Below are 24,762 nucleotides of genomic sequence, written 5' to 3' on the forward strand. Positions count from 1 at the left end.
GATGCGATGGCCTTCACTCCAGCAACCACCGAACAGCGTTTCGTGCTCGACCATGTCGTGCGGATCGGCGAGCTCGCCGACACCGAACGCTATGCCGCCGCCAGCGACGACGTCGTCGACGCGGTCCTCGAAGGCGTCGGCCAACTCGCCGCTGGCGAATGGGCCCCGCTCAACCGCACCGGCGACACGGTCGGCGCGAAATGGACCCCGGACGGCGTCGTCATGCCCGACGGTTTCGCCCAGGCTTACAAGGATTATGTCGAAGGCGGCTGGGGCACGATCGGCGTCGAGGAGGAATGGGGCGGGCAGGGCCTCCCGTTCGCGATCCAGACCGCGGTGCTCGACACGCTCGGCTCGGCCAATATGGGTTTCGCGCTGTGCCCGACGCTGACCGTCGGCGCGATCGAGGCGCTCCAGCATCACGGCAGCCCCGAGCAGCAGGCGCTGTATCTGCCCCATCTCGCGACCGGCGAATGGACCGGCACGATGAACCTCACCGAGCCGCAGGCCGGCTCCGACGTCGGCGCGTTGCGCGCGACGGCTACCCCGCTCGGCGACGGCAAGTGGAGCATCAAGGGCACCAAGATCTACATCTCGTTCGGCGATCACGACATGGCGCCGAACATCGTCCACCTCGTCCTTGCGCGGACACCGGGCGCACCGGCCGGGACAAAGGGCATCTCGCTCTTCCTCGTCCCCAAGTACCGCCTCCAGGAAGACGGCACGCCGGGTGACTTCAACGACGTCCGCGTCGTCTCGATCGAGCACAAGATGGGGCTCCACGCGTCCCCCACCTGCGTGCTGAGCTTCGGCGACAACGACGACTGCATCGGCGAGCTGATCGGCGCGGAGCTCGGCGGCATCCGCGCTATGTTCACGATGATGAACAACGCGCGGTTGAACGTCGGCCTCCAGGGCGTGCAGGTCGCCGAGGGCGCGACCCAAGGCGCGGTCGCCTACGCGCTCGACCGCGTGCAGTCGGCGCGCGCCGGTTCGCCAAGCAAGGACTCGGTCAAGATCGTCGAGCATCCCGACGTCCGCCGCATGCTGATGCGGATGAAGGCGCAGACCCAGGCCGCACGCGCGCTCGTCTACTACGCGGCAGGGCAGGTCGATCGCGCCAATCTCGGCGACCGCGCCGCGCGGAATCGCTTGGAACTCGTCACGCCGCTAGCGAAGGCGCACGGCACCGATCTCGGCAACGAAGTCGCATCGCTCGGCATCCAGGTCCACGGCGGCATGGGCTATGTCGAGGAAACCGGCGCCGCGCAGTATTTCCGCGATGCCCGCATCACGCCGATCTACGAGGGCACCAACGGCATCCAGGCGGCGGACCTGGTCGGGCGGAAACTCGGCCTCGACAACGGCGGCGCATTCGCCACGCTGATCGCCGACATCCGCGCGGAAGCGAAGGACGAGCGGCTCCTGGCGCTGGTCGATGCCTGCGAAGCGATCGGGCGGAAGCTCGCCACCGCGGATGCCGACGACAAGCTCGCCGCGAGCTACCCGTTCCTCACGATGCTGTCGGTCGCGACCTGTGGCTGGCTGATGGAACGGCAGGGCAGCGTCGCCGGCACCGACGATTTCGGCCGGATGAAGACGGCAGCGGTGCGCTTCTACCTCGACCAGATCGTCCCCGAAGCGATGGGCCTCAACGCTGCGGCGAACGCCAGCGCGGCGGTGCTCTACTCGATCGAGCCGGAATTGTTCGCGGCTTGATCTAGCGGCCCGCACCCCACCCCACGTCATCCTGACGAAAGTCAGGATCCAGAGCCAAAGCGGCTGCGTCCACGGCTCTGGATCCTGGGTCGAGCCCAGGATGACGGGATGAGGTGAGGCCAGCATCCCGCCCGTTCCTTGTACGCCATTTGCAGGGCTACTCGACGGCTGCTCGGGACGAACGGTATGGGGTGAGGGAATCATGGGAAACCCTGTCAGATGTTCGAACTCGACGCCTACCTCCACCGCATCGCCATGCCCGCGCGGCCGACGCTCGACTCGATCGGTCTCGGCCGCCTGCAACTCGCGCATCGGCAAACCATCCCGTTCGAGGATCTCGACGTCGTGCTGGGCCGTGGCCTCGCGATCGACAGCGCGTCGGTGTTCGCGAAGCTCGTGACCGCACGCCGCGGCGGCTATTGTTTCGAGCATAACCGCCTGTTCCTCGACGCCCTCGCCGAGCTCGGCTTTACCGCCCGCCCGTTGCTCGCGCGCGTGTGGTATGCCGCGACCGACGTGCCGCCACCGCTCACCCACACCTTCGCGCTGGTGACGATCGACGGGCAGGACTGGATCGCCGACACCGGCTTCGGCGGCAGCTACACGCCCGTCCTCCCGCTCGCCGACGGCGCCGAGGCGACCGCGCCCGACGGTGCACGCTTCCGCCTCGAGGCGACCGAAAACGGCTGGATGCTGCTCCGCGACGGCGATCCGATGACCACCGATGGTCGCGGGGCAGGCGAGGGGTTCCAGCCGCAATATAGCTTCACGCTCGCGCAAGTGTTCGACGCGGATCTCGCGCTGTCGAACCACTGGACCTCGACCGCGCCGTCCAGCCGTTTCACGCACACGCCGATCGCCAGCATCGTCCTGCCCAACGGCTTCGCCTCTTTGATCGGGCGCAATTACCGGCGGCGCTCGGGGACCGACACCAGCGTCGGCGAGGTCACCGATCCGCGCGTGTACCGGATCCGCATGAGCCTGTTGTTCGGGATCGACCTGAGCGTCGAGGATGTCGCCGCGCTGGGGATTTTCTGAGGCCTGGTTGGGCTTCTATCCCCATTGCCGTTCGTGCTGAGTAGCGATTGAGTAGCTCCGTCAGGAGCGTATCGAGGGCGCGTATCGAAGCATGGGTTCCGCGCGCCAACCTGTCCTTCGATACGTCCTCTCGATACGCGGCTTCGCGCCTACTCGGTGACTACTCAGGACGAACGGGGGTGGGGGAGTACGAACGGGAGAGCGCTATGCCGAGCTCGTAAGAGTGAGGACAAACGCAGGGAGAAGGGCATCGCTCGCGAACGTTCAGGCCCGCTCACGCTCCAGCAGGTCATGCGCATCCAGCCCCAGCAAATCGATATGCCCCAAAATCCTAGGCCACTGCGTCGTCACGAAATTCTCGCGCTCGGCCACGCGCAACGCTTCCGCCGCCCCCGGCATCACGAACATCCCGACCCCGCGCCGCACCTCGACATAGCCGTCGTCCTGGAAGCTCTGATACGCCTTGGCGACCGTCAGCGGGTTCGCACCCTGCTCGGCGGCGAACGCGCGGACCGATGGCAACTGATCCCCCGCACGATAGTCGCCACGCAGGATTCCCGCGGCGATCGTGCTGCGGAGGCGGATGTATACGGGGCTGTCGTCGCTGCTGAGCGCTGTCATAGTGGCTTAATACAGTAATTGCGTAGGAAGTCGAGTCCTCAGGAACCCCAATGGCTTACCAGCCGTGCCATATCCGGGCGGGGCCGTTCGTCGAGCGCGCGCGACGGCGTGCCGATGAACATGAAGCCCGCGATCCGCTCCGACGCGGATCCGAACGCATCGCGCACCTTGTCCGAGAACGCCGCCCAGCCGGTCAGCCAGCCGCCCGCGAACCCCTCGGCATGAACCGCATGAAGCAGGTTCATGCACGCCGCGCCCGCCGACAACTCCTGCTCCCAAAGCGGAATCTTGCTCTCCTTCGGCGACGACAGCACGACCACCAGAGTCGGCGCCTGATGCGCGAACTGGTCGAGCGACTCCAGCTCGAGCCGCGACGCGTCGGGACGCTCGGCGAGATACGCGTCGGTGATCAGCGCCGACAGCGCCTTGCGGTGCTCGTCGCCGACTACCACGAACCGCCACGGCGCGAGCTTGCCATGATCGGGCGTCCGCGCCGCGATCTCGAGGATCGTCGCCAGCTGGTAGGAATCGGGGCCGGGGGCGATCAAATCGCGCGGCTTGCCCGACCTTCGGGTGGCGAGCAGCGAGAGCGGCGTGGAGCGATCGTTGAGCATGTCCCGGCAGATAGGCCCTGATGTGCGATATTTACAGTCCGGGCTTTGTCGTTAAGTTGCGCGCGATCGAGCGTCCGTCAGCGGCGCACACACGGAGCATCACCACCCCATGGCCAGCGCTATCGCCAAAGCGAGTACAAGCAGCGGCGTTCCCGCCGATGCGAAGACGTTTTTCGGGCACCCGCGCGGGCTGTTCATGCTGTTCTTCGCCGAGCTGTGGGAGCGGTTTTCGTTCTACGGCATGCGCGCGATCCTGGTGCTGTACCTCACCAAGCATTTCCTGTTCGCCGAGCAACCCGCCTACGCGATCTACGGCGCGTATACCTCGCTGGTCTACATCACGCCGATCATCGGCGGCTATCTGTCCGACCGGTTCCTGGGGCCGCGCAAGGCGGTGCTCGCGGGCGGCGTGTTCATCACGCTCGGCCATCTGCTGCTCGCGATCGTCGAGGCACCGCAGGGCGTGCAGGGCACTGCGCTCAACGGCTTCTATCTCGGTCTCGCCTTCATCATCGTCGGCACCGGCTTCCTGAAGGCGAACATCTCGGTGCTCGTCGGCCAGCTCTATGCGCGCGACGACATGCGCCGCGACGGCGCGTTCTCGATCTTCTACATGGGGATCAACACCGGCGCGTTCGTCGGGCCGATCGCGGTCGGTATCCTCGGCGAGACGGTTGGCTGGTCATACGGCTTCGGCGCAGCCGGAATCGGCATGGCGCTCGGCCTGATCGTGTTCGTGCTGTTCCGTCGCGAGTTGCACGGCGTCGGTGAATCCCCCGCGCCGGCCAAGCTCGCCTCGAAGCCGGTCGCCGGTCTGTCGATCGAATGGCTGATCTACCTCGGCGGGATCGTCGGCGTCGCCGTCTCGTGGTGGCTGGTGCGTAGCCAGGGCGTCGTCGGCACCGCGCTGATCGTCGCGTCGCTCGTCACGGTCGGCTATATCCTGTGGACCGCGGTCGCGAAGCTGCCGCGCGTCGACCGCGACCGGATCTTCGCGGCGCTGTTCCTGATCGCGCTCGCGCCCTTGTTCTGGGCGCTGTTCGAACAGACCGGCTCGTCGCTCAACGTCTACACCGACCAGTCGGTCGACCGCGTCGTGTTCGGCTGGACCATCCCCGCGTCGGTATTCCAGTCGGTCAATCCGTTCTTCATCATCACGCTGGCACCGGTCTTCGCGGCGATCTGGACCAAGCTCGGGCGGGCAGGGCGCGAGCCGAGCGCTCCGTTCAAGTTCGGCATCGGCCTGATTCTGGTCGGTGCAGGCTTCTTCGTGCTGACGCTCGGCGCGCCGGCACAGGGCCTCACCCCGGCGATCTTCGTCGTGCTGCTCTACATGCTGCACTCGATGGCCGAGCTCTGCTTCTCGCCGATCGGGCTGTCGTCGATGACGCGGCTCTCGGTGCCGAGCATGACCGGGCTGATGATGGGCACGTGGTTCCTCGCGACCGCGGGCGGCAATTTCCTCGCCGGCCTGATCGCGCAGGCGACCGGCGGCGAGGGCGCCGGCGTCGGGCTGGTGCTCGAAGTCTACAGCCGGATCGGCTGGTTCGCGATCGGCGTCGGCGTGGTCGTGCTGGTGCTCGCGCCGTTCGTCACCAAGCTGATGCATCTCGACCAGCTGGGTACGGTCGATCACGCGATGGCCGGCCAGAACGAACTCGGCGAGCCGAGTGCGGCGGGGCTCGACACGCGCGGGGAACAGGTGCCGCGAGGGTGAAGCAAAATTCCCCTCCCGCTCGCGGGAGGGGTTAGGGAGGGCGCGACGTACGTGCTGGCGTCCGGTGTATGAGGCACACCCCTCCCCGACCCCTACCGCAAGCGGGAGGGGAGCAGTCAGATCCGCGTCATCGACAGTGCTTTTTCGCCGTAGCGCGGCCCCGCCGTCCCACCCGCGGCGCGGCCGCATCCAGCTTCGTCAGATCGTCTGCCGACAGCGTCACGTCCGCCGCCTTCATGCTGTCCTCCAGCGTAACCCGACGCTTCGATCCCGGGATCGGCACGATGTCATCCCCCTGCGCCAGCAACCACGCGAGCGCCACCTGCGCCGGCGAAGCGCCATGCGCATCGGCGATGGACTTCACCACCGCGACCATCTCCATGTTCTTGGCGAAGTTCTCCTCCGAATACCGCGGATCGTTGCGCCGATAGTCCCCTCGGGCAGATCCGACCGCGCGGTAATCTGCCCCGTCAGGAAGCCGCGCCCGAGCGGCGAATACGGCACGAACCCGATCCCGAGTTCGCGACACAGTGGCAGGATCTCGTCCTCGACATCGCGCTCCCACAGCGAATATTCGCTTTGCAATGCCGCGATCGGATGCGTCGCCGCCGCCCGCCGGATCGTGTCGAGCCCGGCCTCCGACAGCCCGAGATGCCGAACCTTGCCCTCGCGCACCAGCTCGGCCATCGCGCCGACAGTATCCTCGATCGGCACGCCAGGATCGACGCGGTGCTGGTACAACAGGTCGATCGTTTCGACCCCCAGCCGCTTGAGCGATCCCTCGCAGGCACGCCGCACATTGGCCGGCGTGGAATCGACCCCCGTCATCCCGTTCTCGTCATAGCGGAAGCCGAACTTGGTCGCGATCACGACGCCGTCGCGCTTGCCCCAGATCGCCTTGCCGAGCAGCTCCTCGTTGACCAGCGGGCCATAGATCTCGGCGGTGTCGAACAGCGTCACGCCAAGCTCGATCGCGCGGTGGATCGTGGCGATGCTCTCGTCGGCGTTCGCCTCGCCGTACATGCCCTTGCCGATGCCGGCCATCGGCATGCAACCGAGACCCAGCGCGGAAACCTCGAAATCAGGGCCGAGCGTGCGATACTTCATGAGTGTTCTCCTGAGCGCCGACGCGATCGGACCGCGCTGCGACGGAGATGGTAACGGCGGTGTCCATCGTCACGTTCCCGACGGTCCGAAACAGGTCGGGTATGGTCTCGACTGCGATGAGCAGACCCAGCACCTCGAGCGGGATCCCCATCGCCAGCGCAACGGGCGCAACCGAGGCGACGAAGCTGATCGTGCCCGGCAACGAGATCGACCCCATCGTCGTGATCGCCGCGGTCGCCACGCCCGCCGCCATTTGCCCCGGCCCGATCGGCAGCCCCAGCCAGTGCGCGACGTAGAGCGCGACCGCCAGGTTCATCGCCGGGCTGGTCGCGCGGAACACCGCGACCGACAGCGGCAGGACGATCCCGGCGGTGGCGGGCGACGCACCGAGATCGGTCGACGCCTTCAGCATCGCCGGCAGCGAGGCGAGCGACGACTGCGTGCTGATCGCTACCGCCTGTGCCGGCGCGACCGCGCGCGAACCGGCCGAAGCCGACCCGGCCGCCGATCATCCCGATCGGATAGGCGGACAGCAGGACGATGAACCCGATCGCCGAGACGCAGATGATGTAGTGCAGGAGCGCGCCGAACGCCGCCGTACCGGTGCGCGCGCCGACCCCGTAGGCGAGCGCGAAGATGCCGATCGGCGCGAGCTTCAGCACCCATTGGATGATGATCAGCAGCGCGTCGACGACCGCCTGGAAGAAGCCGGTCAGGATGCGGCGGCGATCGTCGGGCAGCTTCGTCACGGCGAACGCGAACGTCAGCGCGAAGACGGTGAGCGGCAGGAACGAGTCGCTGGACGCGGCCGCGACGATGTTGGTCGGCACGATCGTATCGAAGAACGCGCCGATCCCCGGCACCGGCCCGACCGGCGCGGCACCCGTCAGCGCGGCGCGCAGTGCGGAGCCTAACGCGCGGGGCAGCGGGAAGGCATCCAGGATCAACGGCATGACCAGCGCGGACATGATCGTCGTGCTCCACAGGATGACGACGATCATCACCATCGCCCGCACCGTGATCCGCCCGGCGCGCGCCGCCTCGGTGGTCGCGCCGATCCCGGTTACGAGCAGCCCGACGACGAGCGGTACGATCACCATCTGCAACCCGTGCAGCCACGCCGACCCGATCGGCTGCGTCACCGCTGTCGCCGCGATCGCGTTGGCGGGCGATAGGGCGGCGGCGGCGATGCCGATCGCGATGCCGCCGATCAGGGCGGCTAGAATCCGTGTAGTCTGCGACATGCTCGCCCTTCGTGATGTACCGCGCTATCAACGGATCGGACACCGATACGGGACGGAAAGCGGACGCGATGGCAAGAAAATACTTCGGCACCGATGGCATTCGTGGGGCCACCAACACCGCGCCGATGACCGCGGCGATGGCGATGAAGGTCGGCATGGCGGCGGGCGCGTATTTCCAGCGCGGCGATCACCGCCACCGCGTCGTCATCGGCAAGGACACGCGACTGTCCGGCTACATGCTCGAATCGGCGTTGGTCGCGGGCTTTACCAGCGTTGGCATGGACGTTGTCATGGTCGGGCCGATGCCAACCCCCGCGGTCGCAATGCTTACCCAGTCGATGCGCGCGGATATCGGCGTGATGATCTCCGCGAGCCATAACCCGTACGCGGACAACGGCATCAAGCTGTTCGGCCCCGATGGCTACAAGCTGTCCGACGAAGCCGAGGCGGCGATCGAGGCGTTGATCGACGGCGATATCCCGCTCGTGCCCTCCAGCCAGATCGGCCGTGCGCGTCGGATCGACGATGCGCAGGGGCGGTACATCCATTTCGCCAAGTCGACCTTCCCCGAGAATCTCCGCCTCGACGGCATGCGCGTGGTGCTCGATTGCGCGAACGGCGCCGCCTACAAGGTCGCACCGTCGGCGCTGTGGGAACTCGGCGCGGACGTCGTCGCGATCGGCGTCTCGCCCAACGGCACCAACATCAACGACGGCGTCGGCTCGACCGCCCCACAGGCGCTTGCCGAGACGGTGGTCGCCAGCGGCGCGGACATAGGCATCGCGCTCGATGGCGACGCCGACCGGCTGATCGTCGTCGACGAGACCGGCACGATCGTCGACGGCGACCAGCTTATGGCGACGATCGCGGCAAGCTGGGCACGGCAGGGCCGGCTCGCGGGTGGCGGGCTGGTTGCGACGGTGATGTCCAACCTCGGGTTGGAGCGTCACCTCGCCGCGCAGGGCCTGGGCCTCGTCCGCACCAAGGTCGGCGATCGCCACGTGCTCGAGAAGATGCGCACCAGCGGCTATAATGTCGGCGGCGAACAATCGGGTCACATCATCCTCAGCGATTATGCGACGACCGGTGACGGCCTCGTCGCGGCGTTGCAGATTCTTGCTGAAGTGAAGCGCTCGGGCGCACCGGCTAGCGAAGTCCTCCACCGCTTCGAGCCCCTGCCGCAGCTGCTCAAGAACGTCCGGTTCGCGGGCGGCAAGCCGCTCGATCACGACGCGGTCAAGGCGGTGATCGCCGAAGCCGAGGCCGAACTCACCGGCAAGGGCCGGCTCGTCATCCGCCCGTCGGGCACCGAACCGGTGATCCGCGTGATGGCGGAGGGCGACGATCTCGCCCAGGTCGAACGCGTCGTCGACCGGATCTGCGACGCCGTCCGGAAGGCCGCCGCCTGATGCTGGAGATGCGCCCCACCTGCGAACGCTGCACGACCGACTTGCCCGCCGATGCACCCGGCGCGTTCATCTGCTCGTTCGAATGCACCTTCTGCGCGGAATGCGCGGATGCGCTCGACGAGCGTTGTCCGAACTGCGGTGGCGAACTGCTCGACCGCCCGACAAGGCTGGGCGAGGCACCGCCGCAAAAGCCAGCAGCGGGCAGGCGGCACTAGGCGCCGTTCGATTAGGCGCCACCTGGCTCCTTTCGGCCACTTTAACCCTTCTACCACCCCGGCGAAGGCCGGGGCCCAAATGGGGGGACGGTGCTAACCAAGGGCATCGCTCCGTTACTTTGCCCTTCCCAATTGGGCCCCGGCCTCCGCCGGGGTGGTAAAGGGGCATACCCCCGTCCTACATCTCACCAGGTATGACATAGCCCAGCATATGACCGCCAACCGCGCCAAACCCCGATCAGCGACCCCAAACGGCGCCCAAACGAAACCGTGCGAGCGTCTACACTTCCTATACTTCACTTTTTCCGCCGACCTCCAATGACTGCCAGAATCCTCATAATAGCCGGCTCGGATTCCGGCGGCGGCGCCGGCATCCAGGCGGATATCAAGACCGTCACCATGCTCGGCGGCCATGCGATGACCGCCGTCACCGCGATCACCGCACAGAACACGCTCGGCGTTCAGGCAGTCCATCGGATCCCAACCGACATGGTCCTCGCGCAGATCAAATCTGTCGTCTCGGACATCGGCGTAGACGCAGTGAAGATCGGCATGATCGGCTCGGCAGACACCGCCAATGCCGTCGCCGACTACCTGACCTCCTTGTTCTCCCGCGGAGGCGGGAGCCCAGACTGGACTCCCGCCTTCGCGGGAGAACAGGAAGGGCAGAGCACCATCACTCGGCACGCATCCCCATCCTCTTCGACCCGGTGATGATCGCAACCAGCGGCTCCGTCCTCGCCGACGCCGCCACTATCGCCGCCTTCACCCGCCTCATGCGGATCGCCACGCTCGTTACCCCCAACCTCCCCGAACTCGCAGCGCTCGGCGGGGAAGCCGCAATCCGCGGACTAGGCCCAGCCGTCCTCATAAAAGGCGGTCACGCCGAAGGCCCCCACATCACCGACCGCCTCGTCACCGACATCGGCGAAACCCGCTGGACCAACCCCCGCATCGAATCCCGCCATGCGCACGGCACCGGCTGTACGCTCGCCAGCGGCATCGCGACCGGCCTCGCCCAAGGCATGACGCTCGCCGACGCAATCGAGCGCGCCATTGCGTTCGTCCGCGCAGCGCTTGCGCAGGCGCCGGGGCTGGGTACAGGGCACGGCCCGATGGGCCACGCACTCGGCACCAGCCCGTACGACCAGTTGAAAGACACCCGATGCCCGGCATGAAACACGAAAAGCTCTGCATCGGCCCCGTCGCCGGTGTCGACGAAGCCGGCCGCGGCCCGCTCGCGGGGCCAGTCGTAGCCGCCGCCGTGATCCTTCCGCCAAAAGGTGTCCCCCGCGGCATCGACGATTCAAAGAAGCTCTCCGCCTCCGAGCGCGAGAGGCTCTGCGCGCGCCTGAAAGGCTGTGCGATCGTCGGCATCGGCATCGTCCAGCCGGACGAGATCGACACGCTCAACATCTATTGGGCGACGATGAAGGCGATGACGCTCGCGGTCGACGCGCTGGCGATCGAACTCGGCCAGGCCCCCGGCCACGTTTTGGTCGACGGCAACCGCTTGCCCCGCTGGACCTACCCCGCCACGCCGCTGGTCGGCGGCGACGCGAAGTCGCTGTCGATCGCCGCCGCCTCGATCGTCGCCAAGCAAACGCGCGACCTCATCATGATCGCCGCCGCCGACGTCCACCCCGAATATAACTGGCATTCGAACAAGGGTTACGGCTGCGCGCACCACATGAAGGCGCTTCGCGATCACGGCCCCACGCCGATTCACCGCCGCAGTTTTGCGCCTGTCGCCGCCGCCTATCTGGCGCGCGAGGGACTTTTCGCTAAGGAAACGACGAGCTGAGTCTTTCGCGCCACACCCCAAGGGCTTGAGCCGCGAGTCTCCCACGACTCAACATCTGGACGAAGCCGACTCGATTGGTCGCAGCGACGGAATCGCACCGAAACGCCGTTAACGAATGTTTGCTTGACGGAGTCGGACAATTCCGCCGCTATGAGCGTCGATAAGGGGCGGAAAACATGGGTTTGATCGACACGATCGCACGGCCGCGTGCGAAGAAGACAGCGGAGCCGGCGGTTCAAGCCGTCCTTCCGCTCGACCAGATCCTGCGTGGCGACTGCATCGAGCACATGAAGGCGCTCCCGTCGAACTCGATCGACATGATCTTCGCCGACCCGCCCTACAATCTGCAGCTCGGCGGCGAACTCTACCGCCCCGACGGCAGCCACGTCGATGCCGTCACCGACGACTGGGACAAGTTCGACACCTTCGCCGCCTACGACCGGTTCACCCGCGCCTGGCTCAAGGAAGCGCGCCGCATCCTCAAGGACGACGGCTCGCTCTGGGTCATCGGCAGCTACCACAACATTTTTCGCGTCGGCGCGGCGGTGCAGGATCTCGGCTACTGGATCCTCAACGACATCGTCTGGCGCAAGACCAACCCGATGCCCAACTTCCGCGGCACCCGCTTCACCAACGCGCACGAGACGCTGATCTGGGCGTCGAAGGGCGAGAAGGCGAAATACCACTTCAACTACCGCGCGATGAAGACGCTCAACGACGAGCTCCAGATGCGCAGCGACTGGGAGTTCCCGACCTGCGGCGGCGCCGAGCGGCTCAAGAAGAACGGCACCAAGGTGCATCCAACGCAGAAGCCCGAGGCGCTGCTGTACCGCATCCTGCTCGCCTGCACCGAGCCCGGCGACGTCGTGCTCGATCCTTTCTTCGGCACCGGCACGACCGGCGCGGTGGCCAAGCGCCTTGGTCGCAGCTGGATCGGCATCGACCGCGAGGGCGACTATATCGAGGCCGCACACGAGCGGATCGAAGCCGCGCTGCCGCTCGACGAATCGGCGATCCGCACGATGATGAGTCCGCGCACGCAGCCCAAGGTCGCGTTCGGCGTCCTCGTCGAGAACGCGTATCTCGTCCCCGGCGCGGTGCTGACCGATCCGAAGCGCCGCTGGCGCGCGACGATCCGCGCGGACGGCTCGCTGCTGAGCGACTGCGGCACGATCGGCTCGATCCACAAGCTCGGCTCGACGCTCCAGAACGCCCCCGCCTGCAACGGTTGGAGTTTCTGGCATTACGAAAGCGACAAGGGCCTGAAGCCGATCGACGACCTCCGCCAGACGTATCTGCTGGCGACCACGGTCTGAGCCAGAACTGCCACCCCGGCAAAGACTAAACCGTCACCCCAGCGAAAGCTGGGGTCTCCCGCAACGACGCGCCACGGATGCGGCGGGAGATCCCAGCGTTCGCTGGGATGACGGGTCTTGGCAAACGTACCGGTTTGGCTGCGTGCCGGTCCGGCGAACGTGACGGTTAGCGAGCGCAACGTCTTTCGCGGAGTGGATGGACTGGAGTAGATCACGCCGATGACCAGCCCCCACCTCCGCCCCGTCCAGTTCGTCGACACCCCGATCGGCCACGAAGACGGCAGCGTCGCGCGCCTCGCGGGCGGGATGCAATGGTTCGCCGCCTATGAAGTGATCGAAGGCCGCAACCGCCGCACCATCCCCGTCGCCGATGTCGCCACGCTAGGCGAGCGCGCCGCCCACCTCCACGCGGCCATCACCGCCCCCGCGCTGCGCTCCAACTCGGCGAACGCACGCTCCGCTTCGATCAGCCGATCGTCGCCGGCATCCTCAACGTCACCCCCGACAGCTTCTCCGACGGCGGCAAGCATGTCGACGACCCCGCCGCCGCCGCGGCTGCCGGGATCGACATGGCCGCCGCCGGCGCGACGCTGATCGACGTCGGCGGTGAATCCACCCGCCCCGGCGCCGCCGCGGTCTGGGAAGGCGACGAGATCGCGCGCCTGGTCCCCGTCGTCGAACGCCTCGCGCGCGCCGGCGCGATCGTCTCGGTCGATACGCGCAAGGCGGCGGTCATGGAGGCGACGCTCGCCGCCGGCTCGCATATCGTCAACGACGTCGCCGCGCTTCTGTGGGACGACCGCGCGCTCGACGTGGTCGCGAAAAGCCGCTGTCCGGTCGTGCTGATGCACTCGCCCGACCCGCAAAAGGGCGGACACGGCGACGGCGGCTACACCAACGTCCTGACCGACGTGTTCGACTGGCTCGAAGCGCGCATCGCCGCGGTCGTCGCGGGCGGCGTCGAGCGATCGCGGATCATCGTCGACCCCGGCATCGGCTTTGGCAAGACGCTCGCCGAGAACCTCACGCTGCTCAATGGTCTCGCGATCTTCCACGGCCTCGGCTGCCCGATCATGCTCGGTGCGAGCCGCAAGCGGTTGATCGGCGCACTCTCGAACGAAGCGCCCGTCGACCAGCGGCTCGCCGGTTCGCTCGCGCTGGCGCTGAAAGGGGCGGATGCGGGCGTCCAGATCCTGCGCGTCCACGACGTCGCCGAGACGGTCCAGGCGGTTAAGATCTGGCGTGGCCTGCGCGATCAGTCGCTCGTCGGGGGCTGATCGTCGACGGTAACTGGCGCTGCATTGCAGCGAAACGCCTCTTCGCGCATTAAAAGCGCATTAAACAAGGGAGCTTTCGTTTGATCGTCACTGCAACACCGCGCCTCAGTCAGATCCTGAGCGAGGTTTGGCGCCCGCTGCTCGGCCTCTTCGTCTGGGACGTGATCGTCACGATCACCTATTACGTCCTGCCGTTCCACGCGCCGGCCTTGCCGCTGACCCTCTTCGGCACCGCGCTCGCGCTGTTCCTCGGCTTCCGCGATAATTCGGCGTATCAGCGCTGGTGGGAAAGCCGCGGACTCTGGGGCCTGATGATCAACGCCTCGCGCAACCTCGCGCGCATGGCGCGCAACATGCTGCCCGAGCCCGAGGGCCACGACATGAAGCGGACCATCGTGCTCCGCCAGATCGCGTATGTGAATGCGTTGCGCTGTCAGTTGCGCAAGCAGCCCGCACCGCCCGAGGTGTTGCGATTCCTGTCGAAGGAAGAGGCGTCGTTTGCGCTTGAGCGTACGAACATCGCCAACGGCCTGCTCGACGGCACCGGCCGCCGGATCGACATCGCGCGGCGCAACGGCTGGATCGATACCATCCAGCAGACGCAGTTCGAGGCGATCCTGGTCGACATCGCCAATGCGCAAGGCGGCATGGAGCGGATCAAGAACACGCCGCTGCCCAATCAATACCGCTTCTTCCCGAGCCTGTTCACGCGGCTGTTCTGCGTGCTGCTGCCGATCGGCCTGGTCGAGACGCTCGGTTATGCGACCCCGGTCGGTTCGACGATCGCCGGGCTGATGTTCCTCGCCGTGCTGCAGATCGGCGACGATCTGGTCGATCCGTTCGCGGACACGATCCACGACGTGCCGCTCAACGCGATGTGCCGGACGATCGAGATCGACTTGCTCCAGGCGATCGGCGATCCCGCACCCGAGCCGTTGACGCCCGACAAGGGTGTGCTCTGGTAATTTGAACCGCGGCAGACGGCTGTCGCGGCAAGACCGTCAGGTCGACGGCACGTAAAATGACTTGTCCAACGGCGAACTACAGCCCAGTTTTACGCATGGCGAAATCGCAGCATATCGAACGAAGCGGCGGCGGGAGTTATCCCGCTGCCGAAGTGTCGGTCCACATCGGACCCCGTGTGACATTCGATGCCCGTATGACGACTGTCGGACTGCTTTCGGTCGGTGTGCTCGTTTCCGGTATTCTTCTGTCGACCGCAGTCGTCGTCTTGGCAGCGGGTCAGAACCGGCGAAAACGGACCTGACGCGGATAATGCTACCCAAGGCCTTATCTTCCTCGGCGCCGTTTGGGCGATGCCGCACGCTGGCGTTCTTCGGGCCTTCCGATGGCCAGCTTTCGTCCTCATGGCCGTTTCAGGGTGTGGCGGATTAGCCGCCGTCGAGCAGCCAACTTCACGAACCGAGGTGACCAACAAGGTATGGGCGCTTCGCCAGCTCGACGGCAAATCTGTGCACCGCGCCCGCCCCGAAACGGCGACCATTCAGTTCCTGGCCGATCACGGCGTCGGGGGAACATCCGTCTGTAACGATGTCGGCGGCAGCGAGCTCAAGTGGTTTTCGGGCCCATCCGGCAAGGCAGGTGCGTTCAAACGCGATCGGACCGAAGCGACGATTACTACGGTGGTCGGATGCCTCGACAGCCGCGCAACCGAGGTCGCCGATCGGTTCTGGCGAAAGATGCGCATGGCGAATGCATGGTCGCTGCAAGGGAGGACGTTGCACATCAAGTTTTCGGACGGGGGCGTTGCGGAACTGGTGCCAGCAGGAACATCCGACTCGAAACGTACAATCGGCTGCACAAACGACAATTCGAGCAATCTCGATTGTCCAAGCCTGGGATAGGCTATTCCGACGGCAGGGCGGTCGCCATCCCGTTTTGCCTCATGCGGCGTTGTCGATCCCTAGGTCGCTTAGCTTGCGGTACAAAGTCGAGCGGCCGATGCCGAGGCGGCGGGCGACTTCGGTCATGCGGCCGCGGTAATGGCCGATCGCAAGGCGGATGACGTCGGCCTCGATCTCCTCGAGCGCACGCAAATTGCCGTCTGGGCGGAACAGCGTGACGCCGCCGCCGCCCGCTGCAACTGCGGCAGGGCCGCGTTGGCGGTTGCCGAGCGCGGCGATCTGCGGAAAATCCTCTTCGGTCAGCGCGGCGCCTTCGCACAGCACGGCGGCGCGGAAGAGTGCATTCTGCAATTGGCGGACATTGCCGGGCCAGTCGTACTGGACGAGGAGCTTCAGCGCGGCGTCGGTGATCCCGAGCGGCCGTAGCCCCGGTTGCTCGGCGATCCGCGCGAGCAGGTGGCGAGCGAGCGCGGGAATGTCGCCGGTGCGTTCGCGAAGCGGCGGGATCGTCACCTGTACCGCGTTCAGCCGGTAATACAGGTCCTCGCGGAACCGCCCCGCCTCGACCTCGTCGAGCAGCCGCTGGTTGGTTGCGGCAATTACGCGGACATCGACGTCGCGCGCATGCCGCGCGCCGATCGGCTGGACCTCGCCGGTGTGGAGCAGATGGAGCAGCTTGGCCTGCGCCTCGAGCGGCATCTCGCCGATCTCGTCAAGGAACAAGGTGCCGCCATCGGCATCGTGGAAGCGGCCGATCCTGCGCTCAAACGCGCCCGTGAACGCGCCTTCCTCATGGCCGAACAGTTCCGATTCGATCAGATTGGCGGGCATCGCCGCGCAATTGACGGTGATCATCGGCTTCTTGGCGCGCGGCGAGGCGGCGTGAATCGCCTCGGCGACGACCGCCTTGCCGACCCCGCTCTCGCCCTCGACCAGCACCGCGACGCGCGCGCGGCCGCCTTGGCCGCGATCGCCAGCGCGGCGCGGAAATCGGGGGAGGAGCCGACGATCTCGTCGAACGCGAGCAGGGCGGGGATCTTTTCGGTGAGCGGGCGCAGTTCGCCCGCCGCGGTGCCGGCGATCGCCGCCTCCAGCGCGGCGAGCACGCGGTCGGGGGCGAGCGGCTTGACCAGGAAGTCGGTTGCGCCAGCGCGCATCGCCGAGACCGCGTGCGCGACCGAGCCATTGGCGGTGAGCATCAGGATCGGCAGCGCGGGGCGACGTTCGCGCAGTTCGGCGATCAGCGCGGTCGCGTCGCCATCGGGGGCGGAATGATCGAGCAGGATCGCATCGAGCTGCATCCCGTCCTGCGTGCCGAGCGTGGCGATCGCCATCTCGCCATCGGTCGCGAACACCGCACGCCAGCCGCCACGCGCGGCAAGCGTCGCCACCAGCCGGCGCTGTGCGGGCTCGTCGTCGATCAATAATACTAGGCGCTGGCCGTTGCGCGTCATGGCGAATCCTGTCCCGTTCCGGCACGTGCAATAGCGCAGGCTAGTAAAGAGCGCCTTAAATGTCGTGCTTGGCGATCCCGGATGTGCGGGTTAAGGTCGGTGCCATAGAGGATGGCGCTCCGCAGATTGGGGCCAAAAGACAGGGGCACGAACCATGGCCGGCAACGGAGACATGAAGGCGCACGTCGCGACCTATTCGAGCGTGACGGGGATGATGAAATGGGGCTCGGTCGGGTGCGCGCTGGTCGTCGCGCTCGTGATCTGGTTGATTTCGTAACATCATGAAGATCGCCGTCCTGAAAGAGCAAGCGGACGGCGAGCGGCGGGTCGCCGCGACGCCGGAAACCGTAAAGAAGTTCATCGCGCTGGGGGCGGTGCTGGCGGTGGAGGCCGGGGCGGGCGAGACCGCGTCGATCGCGGATGCTGGCTATGCCGATGCGGGTGCGTCGGTCGGCGACCGTGCGGCGACGCTGGCGGGGGCGGATATCGTGCTCGGCGTGCAGGCGGCGGATCCCGCGACGCTCGTCGGCGTATCGTCGGGGGCGTGGGTGGTCGCCAGTTTCAATCCGTTCGGCAAGCGAGACCGGGTCGAAGCCTATGCCGCGGCCGGGTACGAAGCGCTGGCGATGGAGTTCATGCCGCGCATCACGCGCGCGCAGTCGATGGATATCCTGTCGTCGCAGTCGAACCTGTCGGGCTACAAGGCGGTGCTCGACGCCGCGGCCGAATATGGTCGCGCGTTTCCGATGATGATGACCGCGGCGGGGACGATTTCCGCGGCGAAGGCATTCGTGATGGGCGTCGGTGTCGCCGGTCTCCAGGCGATTGCGACGGCACGACGGCTGGGCGCTCAGGTGTCGGCGACCGATGTCCGCGCCGCGACCCGCGAGCAGATCCAGTCGCTTGGGGCGAAACCGATCTTCGTCGAATCGGTCGCTGGGATCGAGGGCGAAGGGACGGGCGGATACGCCGGCGAGATGAGCCCCGAATACCAGGCGGCGCAGGCCGAATTGGTGTCGGGCCATATCGCCAAGCAGGACATCGTCGTCACCACCGCGCTGATCCCCGGGCGTCCGGCACCGCGGCTGATCTCGGCGGCGCAGGTGGCCAGCATGAAGCCGGGCTCGGTGATCGTCGATCTTGCGGTCGAGCAGGGCGGCAATGTCGAGGGCTCGGTCGCGGGCGAAGTGGTCGTGGTGAACGGCGTCAAGATCGTCGGCCACCGAAACGTGCCCTCGCGGTTGGCGGCAGACGCCAGCGCGCTGTTCTCGCGCAACCTGTTCAACTTCCTCAACGCCTTCTGGGACAAGGAGGCGGGCAAACCCGTACTCGACGCGGAGATCGGCGACGCGGTGCGGCTGACGCAGGGCGGCAAGATCGTGAACCCGCGGTTGTCCTCATGATAATCCTCCCCGGCACGGGGAGGGGGACCGGCGCAGCCGGTGGAGGGGGCGTTCCGCACATGCTACGCCCCGAAGTGTCGCTCGCGCGTCGACTGCGCCGAGAGATGAGCCTCCCGGAAGTGCTCCTATGGGAGCATCTCCGCGGACAGAAGACCGGCTTTAGGTTCCGCCACCAGCATCCCATCGGGCTGTACGTCTGCGACTTCTACTGCGCCGCCGCGAAGCTCGCGGTCGAGGTAGATGGCGAATTCCACGGGCGCGGCGACCGACCCCTGCGCGACGCCGAGCGCGACAAGTTTTTTGAGCAGAATGGCTACCGGGTGCTGCGAGTGGCGGCAGGCGACGTGCTGAGGGATATCGAGGCTGTGGTGACGATGATCGTATCGTCCGCGGCCAGCCCCTCCACCAGCCTGCGGCTGGTCCCCCTCCCCGTGCCGGGGAGGAATAATGGACTTTATCGCAATCCTGTCGATCTTCGTGCTGGCGTGTTTCGTCGGGTATTTCGTGGTGTGGGCGGTCACGCCGGCGCTGCACACGCCGCTGATGGCGGTGACCAACGCGATCTCGAGCGTGATCATCGTCGGCGCGCTTATCGCCGCCGCGGCGCCGACGGTCCTGGGGGCGATCGGTGCCGGGTCGGGTGTCGCGAAGGCGCTCGGGTTGCTCGCCGTCGTGCTGGCGAGCATCAACATCTTCGGTGGCTTTGCGGTCACCGCGCGGATGCTGGCGATGTACAAGAAGAAGGAACGGCCCGTTGCGAAGGGCTGAGTCGGCGGCCGACATACGATCCTCCCCTGCAAGGGGAGGTGGCAGGCGCGAGCCTGACGGAGGGGTATCGCGCTATCGAGAGCGCGTCACCCCTCCGTCGCTGCGCGACACCTCCCCTTGCAGGGGAGGATTAGGGGAATGGACGATGCATGAACTGACGGTCAGCCCCTGGGCATCGCTCGCCTATCTGGTCGCGGGGGTGTGTTTCATCCTCGCGCTGCGCGGACTGTCGAGCCCCGCGTCGAGCCAGCGCGGCAACCGCTTCGGCATCATCGGCATGACGATTGCGGTGGTCACGACGCTGGTGACGCATGTGCCGCTGCGTTCGGAGGCATGGCCCCCGGCAATCCGCATGATCTGATGATCGACTGGACGACCGTTGTTGAAATCCTCGCGGCGATCGGTGTCGGCGCCGCGATCGGCCTCGTCACCGCACGCCGCATTGCGATGACCGCGATGCCGCAGCTCGTCGCCGCCTTCCATTCGCTCGTCGGCCTCGCCGCGGTGCTGGTCGGCGTCGCCGCGTACCTCAACCCGCAGGCGTTCGGCATTTCCGACCTCGTCATCCCCCTGATCGGCCAGCCCTTCGCGGTCATCCATCCGGTCAGCCGGATCGAACTCGGCCTCGGCGTCGCGATCGGCGCGATCACTTTCTCGGGTTCGGTCATCGCGTTCCTGAAGCTCAACGGCAACATGGGCGGCAAGCCGATCATGCTGCCCGGTCGCCACGTCATCAACATCGCGCTGCTCGCCGGCATCCTCGGCCTGATCGCGTATTTCGTCACCGATCAGTCGGCGTGGATCTTCTGGACGATCACGGTCTTGAGCTTCGTCATCGGCTTCCTCCTGATCGTCCCGATCGGCGGCGCGGACATGCCCGTGGTGGTCAGCATGCTCAACTCCTACTCGGGCTGGGCCGCGGCGGCGATGGGCTTCACGCTGCACAACAGCGCGATGATCATCACCGGCGCGCTGGTCGGCAGCTCGGGCGCGATCCTCAGCTACATCATGTGCCGCGCGATGAACCGCAGCTTCATCAGCGTGATCGCGGGCGGCTTCGGCCAGTCCTCGGACGCCGGTGGCCCCGCCGCAGCCAGCGATCGCCCGTGGAAGCGCGGATCTGCCGAAGACGCCGCATTCCTCATGAGCCAGGCCGAGCAAGTCATCATCGTCCCCGGCTACGGCATGGCAGTCGCACAGGCGCAGCACGTCCTGCGCGAGATGGGCGACAAGCTGAAGGCCGAGGGCGTCCGCGTGAAATACGCGATTCACCCCGTCGCGGGGCGCATGCCGGGGCATATGAACGTCCTGCTGGCCGAGGCGAACGTGCCGTATGACGACGTGTTCGAGCTGGAGGATATCAACAGCGAGTTCGCGCAGACCGACGTCGCGTTCGTGATCGGCGCGAACGACGTGACCAACCCCGCCGCCAAGACCGACAAGTCCTCGCCGATCTACGGCATGCCGGTGCTCGACGTCGAAAAGGCCAAGACGGTGCTGTTCATCAAGCGATCGATGGGCGGCGTTGGCTATGCCGGTGTCGATAACGACCTGTTCTACCGCGACAATACGATGATGCTACTCGCGGACGCGAAGAAAATGGTCGAGGATATCGTCAAGGCGCTCGACTAGGTCTCGCATGGGCGGGCGCCCAATCCAACCGAAGTCGATCCAGTTCGAGTGTAAATCCGGAGATGATCGAGGTTAGTCTTCGCGACACAGCGGAGATGATCATGATCCTACCGGACGGCGATGCTGACGACACGCGCTACGATACCGGGATCGCCGCGGTCTTTGTTGCAGCGCCCGACGCGCCCGACCGGTTCGCCGCCGCGCTTGCCGCGATGGGGGGCGGGTGGTCGCGAGGATCGACTGGCAGGCGCCGTTCGGCCTGCATGCCACGCCGCAGGTTATCGTGGTCGAGACCGCGGGGGTGGACGTTGCAATCCTTGCCGAACATCTGCCGCGGATCGTCGAGCGCGCGGTCGTGCTGGAGGCGGGGCTGGTGGTCGCGATGGGGGGCGACCAGATCGACACGGTCGCGGCGGCAACGCTTGGTGGCGGGACGATCCTGCTGGTCGATCCGAGCGTCGCGGACTGCATCGCGGCGATCGTCGTCGCCGCCGAGCGCGTCCGCAGCCCGGCGGGGGTGTTCGATGTCACGCGCGAGACCGACGGTACGCGGCTTGAGCGATTGAACACCGAGGTCGCGCGGATCGCCGAAGCGCTTGCCCGGCTGACCCGTGCGGAGATCGACGGCGATGCCCCCGCCGCGCCGATCGTCGGCGATCGGACGAACCGCTACGGCGCGCCGCCATCGCTGGCCGAGCCGAGCGCCGCCGACGTCCGGCGTGCCATCCGTGCGCGACGGTTGCGCGATCAGTTCTTCGGCACCGCCTTGTTCGAGGATCCCGGCTGGGACATGCTGCTAGATCTCTACGCCGCCGAACTCGAGCGTGGCCGCGTGTCGGTGTCGAGCCTGTGCATCGCCGCCGCGGTCGCGCCGACCACCGCGCTGCGCTGGATCGCGCGGATGACCGACACGGGGCTGTTCGAACGCCGCCCCGATATGCACGACCGGCGGCGCGCGTTCATGGTGCTCTCCGACCGCGCGAGCGAGGCGATGCGCGGGTATATCGTGGCCACCAGGGGCGCCGACCTGCGGATTCCGTGACGGCCCGCGCCTTTTAGCTTGCCCCGGCCGTCCGGCTTTGGCATCGCACTCCTACCCGAGAGGGGGCGATTAGCTCAGTTGGTAGAGCGTCTCGTTTACACCGAGAATGTCGGCGGTTCGAGCCCGTCATCGCCCACCACCTTCCTACAGTTCGCGGACCAGCCGCATAGCGACCGCGATCCAGCCCGGGTCCGCGATGGCCAGCGGCTTCGTGCCGGTGCCCGGCGGCAATACCGTCACGCTGCCGTCGCATCCTGTGAGGCGTCCGAACGCGAACCGCCCAGCCGGTTGCGGGACGAGCACGTCGCGGTTGAGCGCGGTGGCGAAGCCCTCCGGCGCCAGCATCGCGCACCAGATCACGTCGCCCGCGCGGTAGTCGCCGATCCCGCCCGCCACGGTCACCGCGATCTGGCCGGGTGCGACCTGCGGTGGAGGCACGGTCGTCGTCCGGCGCGGCGCGTGGACGCCGCGGCCGTCGAGGATCGCGGTGACGGGCAGGTCGGCGCGGTCGGGCAGCGTCACGAGATCGCCTGCCTCGACGCCCAGCGCCGCGGCGATCCGGTTGAGCCAGCCGACCGATACGGTACGCGTGCCCGTTTCCAGCCGGCCGATCGTCTGCGCGGTCGTCGGCGGAACACAGCGCCGCGCGACATCCTCCAGCGTCAGGCCCTTGGCGCGGCGGACTTCGCGAATGGCGGTGATCATCGGAGGGCTCCAAACCAGATAGGTTATTACTCTGTCCTACAACCATGCCGATATGGCAACCGGCACTATTGGCGTGGAGCGACAACGGGAGACGACGGATGCGCGAGCTGGCGGAACGATCGATCGATTCGGAGGGCGTTCCACAGCTATCGGGGGCGCGGCGCGGGCGAACGGTAACGGTCAATCTGGCCGAATCGCCACTCGGGTGGCTGCGGTCGCGCGGACTCGTCGACACTCGGCAGTTCGCGGCGGGGGAACGGTTGCGCGCCGATTACGAACGCGCGTCGATCGCGCCGAGCGTGACGATGCGCTGGGTGGAGCGAGTCGATGGAGGCGGCCATGATGGGCTAGATCCAACGTCCGCGCAGATCGCGGCGAAACGCCGGTTCGACAATGCGATCGCGGCGGCGGGGCCGGGGCTCGCGGATATCCTGTGGCGCGTGGTCTGCGCGGGGGAGGGGCTGCCCGCGGCGGAGAAGGCGCTGCACTGGCCGGCGCGGGCAGGGCGGCTGGTGTTAACGCTCGCGCTCGACCGCCTGGCCGCGCATTACGGGATTGGGTAGTAGGCGGCGGACTATTCGATCCTCCCCCGCAAGGGGGAGGTGGCGCCGAAGGTGACGGAGGGGGAGGACGCGCAACGGACGTGCTCCCTTTCCTCCCCCCGTCTGGCAAAGGCCAGCCACCTCCCCCTTGCGGGGGAGGATCGTGAGGTCGACGATCCAGGCCGCGGGCTTCTTGTGGCCGATGTTAAGGACCGGCAGCGAAGTCCTTCGCCTAGTCTCCCCACAAACAGGACTACACTCGCGCGCCGATCCGCCCACTCGCTTTGCCGGCCACGCAGCACTAAATGGGGGACATGCGCTTCGACCTCATCAAATGCCACGGCTCCGGCAACGACTTCCCCCTGATCGACGCGCGGGCGTCGACGTTGGACGATGCAGCCTGGGCGGCCGTCGCGCGCGCCCTCGCGGATCGGGACGGGCCGGTCGGTGGCGACGGGCTGCTTCTGCTCACCGGCGGGGACGAGACACGCGCCTTCGGCATGCGGATGTTCAATTCCGACGGCAGCGAGTCCGAAACGTGCCTCAACGGCCTGCGATGCGTCGCGCGTGCCGGGTTCGCGGCGACCGGCACGGAAACCGCAACGGCATTGCTCAAGACCAGCGATGCGATCGTCGTGCACGACGGCGACATCGCGCCGGGCGTGTTCACCGTGCGCGAGATCGCGGGGCCCGCGTCGCTCGATGTTGCTGCTTGGCCAATGGAGGTCGGCGCGGACCGCGTCGTCGACACGTCGATCGCGGGCCTGCCGACCGCCCGCGCCTTCACCGCCGTCGCCATGCCGAACCCCCATCTCGTGACCTTCGTTGATGCGATCGACGAGACCGAACTCGTCCGCGTTGGCGAGACGTGCGAGGCCGCCCCGATTGGCTTCCCAACCGCGCGAACGTCAGCTTCGTCGAGGTTCGGGGTGCAGACCTGTTCGTCCGCACCTTCGAACGTGGGGTTGGCCTCACCGACAGTTGCGGCAGCGCGATGGCGGCGTCGACCTATGCCGCGTGCCTGACCGGGCGGATCGCCTACGACAAGCCGACCACCGTCTTCAACAAGGGCGGCCTCGTCCGCGCCGAGGCTAGCGAGGCGGCGATGGTCACGCTGTCGGGCAATGCCACGTTCGAATGGCGCGGCTCGATCGACGTCGATCTCGCGACGGCGACGGCCAGCGATCTGACGATCACGCAGCGCAACGACGACGAGATCGCGGCGTGGAACAGGCTGATCGCAACGATCTGAAACGCGGCTGCATCATTC

Annotated in this window: 19 protein-coding genes, 1 tRNA gene and 8 pseudogenes; 21 read left to right on the plus strand and 7 right to left on the minus strand. The window is 66.9% G+C overall.

Going from position 1 to position 24,762, the window contains the following annotated elements; genetic code table 11:
- The first annotated feature begins 6 nt into the window (after positions 1 to 6).
- The gene (locus QP181_RS16450) at positions 7 to 1,719 is read left to right on the plus strand and encodes an acyl-CoA dehydrogenase family protein (protein ID WP_333929206.1); all 1,713 of its coding nucleotides are present in this window, start codon (positions 7 to 9) and stop codon (positions 1,717 to 1,719) included.
- 219 nt (positions 1,720 to 1,938) lie between these two features.
- On the plus strand, positions 1,939 to 2,757 hold the full coding sequence (locus QP181_RS16455; protein WP_333929207.1) for an arylamine N-acetyltransferase family protein: 819 nt from the start codon (positions 1,939 to 1,941) through the stop codon (positions 2,755 to 2,757).
- A 264-nt stretch (positions 2,758 to 3,021) separates the two neighbouring features.
- On the opposite strand, the gene QP181_RS16460 is transcribed toward QP181_RS16455, so the two are convergent.
- Positions 3,022 to 3,378 (minus strand): GntR family transcriptional regulator, encoded by a 357-nt coding sequence (locus QP181_RS16460; RefSeq protein ID WP_056053547.1) that lies wholly within the window; start codon positions 3,376 to 3,378, stop codon positions 3,022 to 3,024.
- Between the two features lie 38 nt (positions 3,379 to 3,416).
- Entirely contained in the window at positions 3,417 to 3,992 is a 576-nt protein-coding gene (locus QP181_RS16465) for a nitroreductase family protein (RefSeq protein WP_333929208.1), read from the minus strand.
- 109 nt (positions 3,993 to 4,101) lie between these two features.
- Here QP181_RS16465 and QP181_RS16470 point away from each other — a divergent pair, with 109 nt between their 5' ends.
- Positions 4,102 to 5,709, plus strand: a complete 1,608-nt coding sequence (locus tag QP181_RS16470; RefSeq protein ID WP_333929209.1) for a peptide MFS transporter — start codon at positions 4,102 to 4,104, stop codon at positions 5,707 to 5,709.
- 116 nt (positions 5,710 to 5,825) lie between these two features.
- Here QP181_RS16470 and QP181_RS16475 read toward each other — a convergent pair.
- From QP181_RS16475 to QP181_RS16485, 3 genes and pseudogenes are all read right to left on the minus strand, one after another.
- Positions 5,826 to 6,816 (minus strand): annotated as a pseudogene (locus QP181_RS16475) (aldo/keto reductase).
- On the minus strand, positions 6,791 to 7,264 hold the full coding sequence (locus QP181_RS16480; protein WP_333929665.1) for a cation:dicarboxylate symporter family transporter: 474 nt from the start codon (positions 7,262 to 7,264) through the stop codon (positions 6,791 to 6,793). The pseudogene QP181_RS16475 and the gene QP181_RS16480 overlap by 26 nt, the downstream one beginning before the upstream one ends.
- Before the next feature lie 118 nt (positions 7,265 to 7,382).
- Positions 7,383 to 8,060 (minus strand): annotated as a pseudogene (locus tag QP181_RS16485) (dicarboxylate/amino acid:cation symporter); the annotation flags it as partial.
- A gap of 68 nt (positions 8,061 to 8,128) precedes the next feature.
- Here QP181_RS16485 and glmM point away from each other — a divergent pair.
- The 8 genes and pseudogenes from glmM (at position 8,129) to QP181_RS16525 (ending at position 15,946) form a co-directional block, all read left to right on the plus strand.
- Positions 8,129 to 9,469: a phosphoglucosamine mutase gene (gene glmM, locus QP181_RS16490; RefSeq protein ID WP_333923861.1), complete on the plus strand. Its 1,341-nt coding sequence runs from the start codon at positions 8,129 to 8,131 to the stop codon at positions 9,467 to 9,469.
- Positions 9,469 to 9,684 carry a DUF1272 domain-containing protein gene (locus QP181_RS16495; protein ID WP_120300812.1) on the plus strand — a complete coding sequence of 72 codons (216 nt, stop codon included), beginning with the start codon at positions 9,469 to 9,471 and terminating at the stop codon, positions 9,682 to 9,684. Before glmM ends, QP181_RS16495 begins: the two co-directional genes overlap by 1 nt.
- A 318-nt stretch (positions 9,685 to 10,002) precedes the next feature.
- Positions 10,003 to 10,862: pseudogene (thiD, locus tag QP181_RS16500) on the plus strand (bifunctional hydroxymethylpyrimidine kinase/phosphomethylpyrimidine kinase).
- Positions 10,850 to 11,488: a ribonuclease HII gene (gene rnhB, locus QP181_RS16505; RefSeq protein ID WP_333929210.1), complete on the plus strand. Its 639-nt coding sequence runs from the start codon at positions 10,850 to 10,852 to the stop codon at positions 11,486 to 11,488. Before thiD ends, rnhB begins: the two are co-directional and overlap by 13 nt.
- A 176-nt stretch (positions 11,489 to 11,664) precedes the next feature.
- Entirely contained in the window at positions 11,665 to 12,804 is a 1,140-nt protein-coding gene (locus QP181_RS16510; protein WP_333929211.1) for a site-specific DNA-methyltransferase, read from the plus strand.
- Between the two features lie 219 nt (positions 12,805 to 13,023).
- A pseudogene (folP, locus tag QP181_RS16515) lies at positions 13,024 to 14,081 on the plus strand (dihydropteroate synthase).
- An 80-nt stretch (positions 14,082 to 14,161) separates the two neighbouring features.
- Positions 14,162 to 15,046 carry a bestrophin family protein gene (locus tag QP181_RS16520; protein ID WP_132742392.1) on the plus strand — a complete coding sequence of 295 codons (885 nt, stop codon included), beginning with the start codon at positions 14,162 to 14,164 and terminating at the stop codon, positions 15,044 to 15,046.
- Between the two features lie 462 nt (positions 15,047 to 15,508).
- The gene (locus QP181_RS16525) at positions 15,509 to 15,946 is read left to right on the plus strand and encodes an META domain-containing protein (RefSeq protein ID WP_333929212.1); all 438 of its coding nucleotides are present in this window, start codon (positions 15,509 to 15,511) and stop codon (positions 15,944 to 15,946) included.
- A 39-nt stretch (positions 15,947 to 15,985) separates the two neighbouring features.
- Here QP181_RS16525 and QP181_RS16530 read toward each other — a convergent pair.
- Positions 15,986 to 17,400, minus strand: a pseudogene (locus QP181_RS16530) (sigma-54-dependent transcriptional regulator).
- Positions 17,401 to 17,551: 151 nt separating this feature from the next.
- Between QP181_RS16530 and QP181_RS16535 the strand changes: the two are divergent.
- The 8 genes and pseudogenes from QP181_RS16535 to QP181_RS16565 form a co-directional block, all read left to right on the plus strand.
- Positions 17,552 to 17,677: pseudogene (locus tag QP181_RS16535) on the plus strand (aa3-type cytochrome c oxidase subunit IV); the annotation flags it as partial.
- 4 nt (positions 17,678 to 17,681) lie between these two features.
- Positions 17,682 to 18,803, plus strand: coding sequence for an NAD(P) transhydrogenase subunit alpha (locus QP181_RS16540; RefSeq protein WP_333929213.1), 1,122 nt, complete (start codon positions 17,682 to 17,684; stop codon positions 18,801 to 18,803).
- 104 nt (positions 18,804 to 18,907) lie between these two features.
- Positions 18,908 to 19,129 (plus strand): annotated as a pseudogene (locus QP181_RS16545) (endonuclease domain-containing protein); the annotation flags it as partial.
- Positions 19,130 to 19,250: 121 nt separating this feature from the next.
- The gene (locus QP181_RS16550; RefSeq protein WP_187503849.1) at positions 19,251 to 19,571 is read left to right on the plus strand and encodes a proton-translocating transhydrogenase family protein; all 321 of its coding nucleotides are present in this window, start codon (positions 19,251 to 19,253) and stop codon (positions 19,569 to 19,571) included.
- A gap of 145 nt (positions 19,572 to 19,716) precedes the next feature.
- Complete coding sequence (locus QP181_RS20130) at positions 19,717 to 19,932, plus strand: NAD(P)(+) transhydrogenase (Re/Si-specific) subunit beta (protein WP_443027561.1); 216 nt, start codon at positions 19,717 to 19,719, stop codon at positions 19,930 to 19,932.
- Entirely contained in the window at positions 19,932 to 21,203 is a 1,272-nt protein-coding gene (locus tag QP181_RS16555; RefSeq protein ID WP_443027562.1) for an NAD(P)(+) transhydrogenase (Re/Si-specific) subunit beta, read from the plus strand. The genes QP181_RS20130 and QP181_RS16555 overlap by 1 nt, the downstream gene beginning before the upstream one ends.
- Positions 21,204 to 21,426: 223 nt before the next feature.
- Positions 21,427 to 22,245: a MarR family winged helix-turn-helix transcriptional regulator gene (locus QP181_RS16560; RefSeq protein ID WP_333929214.1), complete on the plus strand. Its 819-nt coding sequence runs from the start codon at positions 21,427 to 21,429 to the stop codon at positions 22,243 to 22,245.
- A gap of 63 nt (positions 22,246 to 22,308) precedes the next feature.
- Positions 22,309 to 22,384: transfer RNA gene (locus QP181_RS16565), tRNA-Val, on the plus strand.
- Between the two features lie 5 nt (positions 22,385 to 22,389).
- Here the strand turns inward: QP181_RS16565 and QP181_RS16570 are convergent.
- Positions 22,390 to 22,950 carry a helix-turn-helix domain-containing protein gene (locus QP181_RS16570; protein ID WP_333929215.1) on the minus strand — a complete coding sequence of 187 codons (561 nt, stop codon included), beginning with the start codon at positions 22,948 to 22,950 and terminating at the stop codon, positions 22,390 to 22,392.
- Between the two features lie 98 nt (positions 22,951 to 23,048).
- On the opposite strand from QP181_RS16570, the gene QP181_RS16575 reads away from it, so the two are divergent.
- Positions 23,049 to 23,513 carry a DUF6456 domain-containing protein gene (locus tag QP181_RS16575; protein ID WP_333929216.1) on the plus strand — a complete coding sequence of 155 codons (465 nt, stop codon included), beginning with the start codon at positions 23,049 to 23,051 and terminating at the stop codon, positions 23,511 to 23,513.
- 293 nt (positions 23,514 to 23,806) lie between these two features.
- A pseudogene (gene dapF, locus QP181_RS16580) lies at positions 23,807 to 24,744 on the plus strand (diaminopimelate epimerase).
- The last annotated feature ends 18 nt before the right edge of the window (positions 24,745 to 24,762 follow it).

The organism is Sphingomonas sp. LR55 (assembly GCF_036856015.1).
GTDB lineage: Bacteria > Pseudomonadota > Alphaproteobacteria > Sphingomonadales > Sphingomonadaceae > Sphingomonas.

Excerpts from the sequence above, each read along its gene's own strand:
- QP181_RS16450 (WP_333929206.1), top strand. The coding sequence starts at position 7 with ATGGCCTTCACTCCAGCAACCACCGAACAGCGTTTCGTGCTCGACCAT.
- QP181_RS16455 (WP_333929207.1), top strand. The coding sequence starts at position 1,939 with ATGTTCGAACTCGACGCCTACCTCCACCGCATCGCCATGCCCGCGCGG.
- QP181_RS16460 (WP_056053547.1), bottom strand. The coding sequence starts at position 3,378 with ATGACAGCGCTCAGCAGCGACGACAGCCCCGTATACATCCGCCTCCGC.
- QP181_RS16465 (WP_333929208.1), bottom strand. The coding sequence starts at position 3,992 with ATGCTCAACGATCGCTCCACGCCGCTCTCGCTGCTCGCCACCCGAAGG.
- QP181_RS16470 (WP_333929209.1), top strand. The coding sequence starts at position 4,102 with ATGGCCAGCGCTATCGCCAAAGCGAGTACAAGCAGCGGCGTTCCCGCC.
- glmM (WP_333923861.1), top strand. The coding sequence starts at position 8,129 with ATGGCAAGAAAATACTTCGGCACCGATGGCATTCGTGGGGCCACCAAC.
- QP181_RS16495 (WP_120300812.1), top strand. The coding sequence starts at position 9,469 with ATGCTGGAGATGCGCCCCACCTGCGAACGCTGCACGACCGACTTGCCC.
- rnhB (WP_333929210.1), top strand. The coding sequence starts at position 10,850 with ATGCCCGGCATGAAACACGAAAAGCTCTGCATCGGCCCCGTCGCCGGT.
- QP181_RS16510 (WP_333929211.1), top strand. The coding sequence starts at position 11,665 with ATGGGTTTGATCGACACGATCGCACGGCCGCGTGCGAAGAAGACAGCG.
- QP181_RS16540 (WP_333929213.1), top strand. The coding sequence starts at position 17,682 with ATGAAGATCGCCGTCCTGAAAGAGCAAGCGGACGGCGAGCGGCGGGTC.
- QP181_RS16550 (WP_187503849.1), top strand. The coding sequence starts at position 19,251 with ATGGACTTTATCGCAATCCTGTCGATCTTCGTGCTGGCGTGTTTCGTC.
- QP181_RS20130 (WP_443027561.1), top strand. The coding sequence starts at position 19,717 with ATGCATGAACTGACGGTCAGCCCCTGGGCATCGCTCGCCTATCTGGTC.
- QP181_RS16555 (WP_443027562.1), top strand. The coding sequence starts at position 19,932 with ATGATCGACTGGACGACCGTTGTTGAAATCCTCGCGGCGATCGGTGTC.
- QP181_RS16570 (WP_333929215.1), bottom strand. The coding sequence starts at position 22,950 with ATGATCACCGCCATTCGCGAAGTCCGCCGCGCCAAGGGCCTGACGCTG.
- QP181_RS16575 (WP_333929216.1), top strand. The coding sequence starts at position 23,049 with ATGCGCGAGCTGGCGGAACGATCGATCGATTCGGAGGGCGTTCCACAG.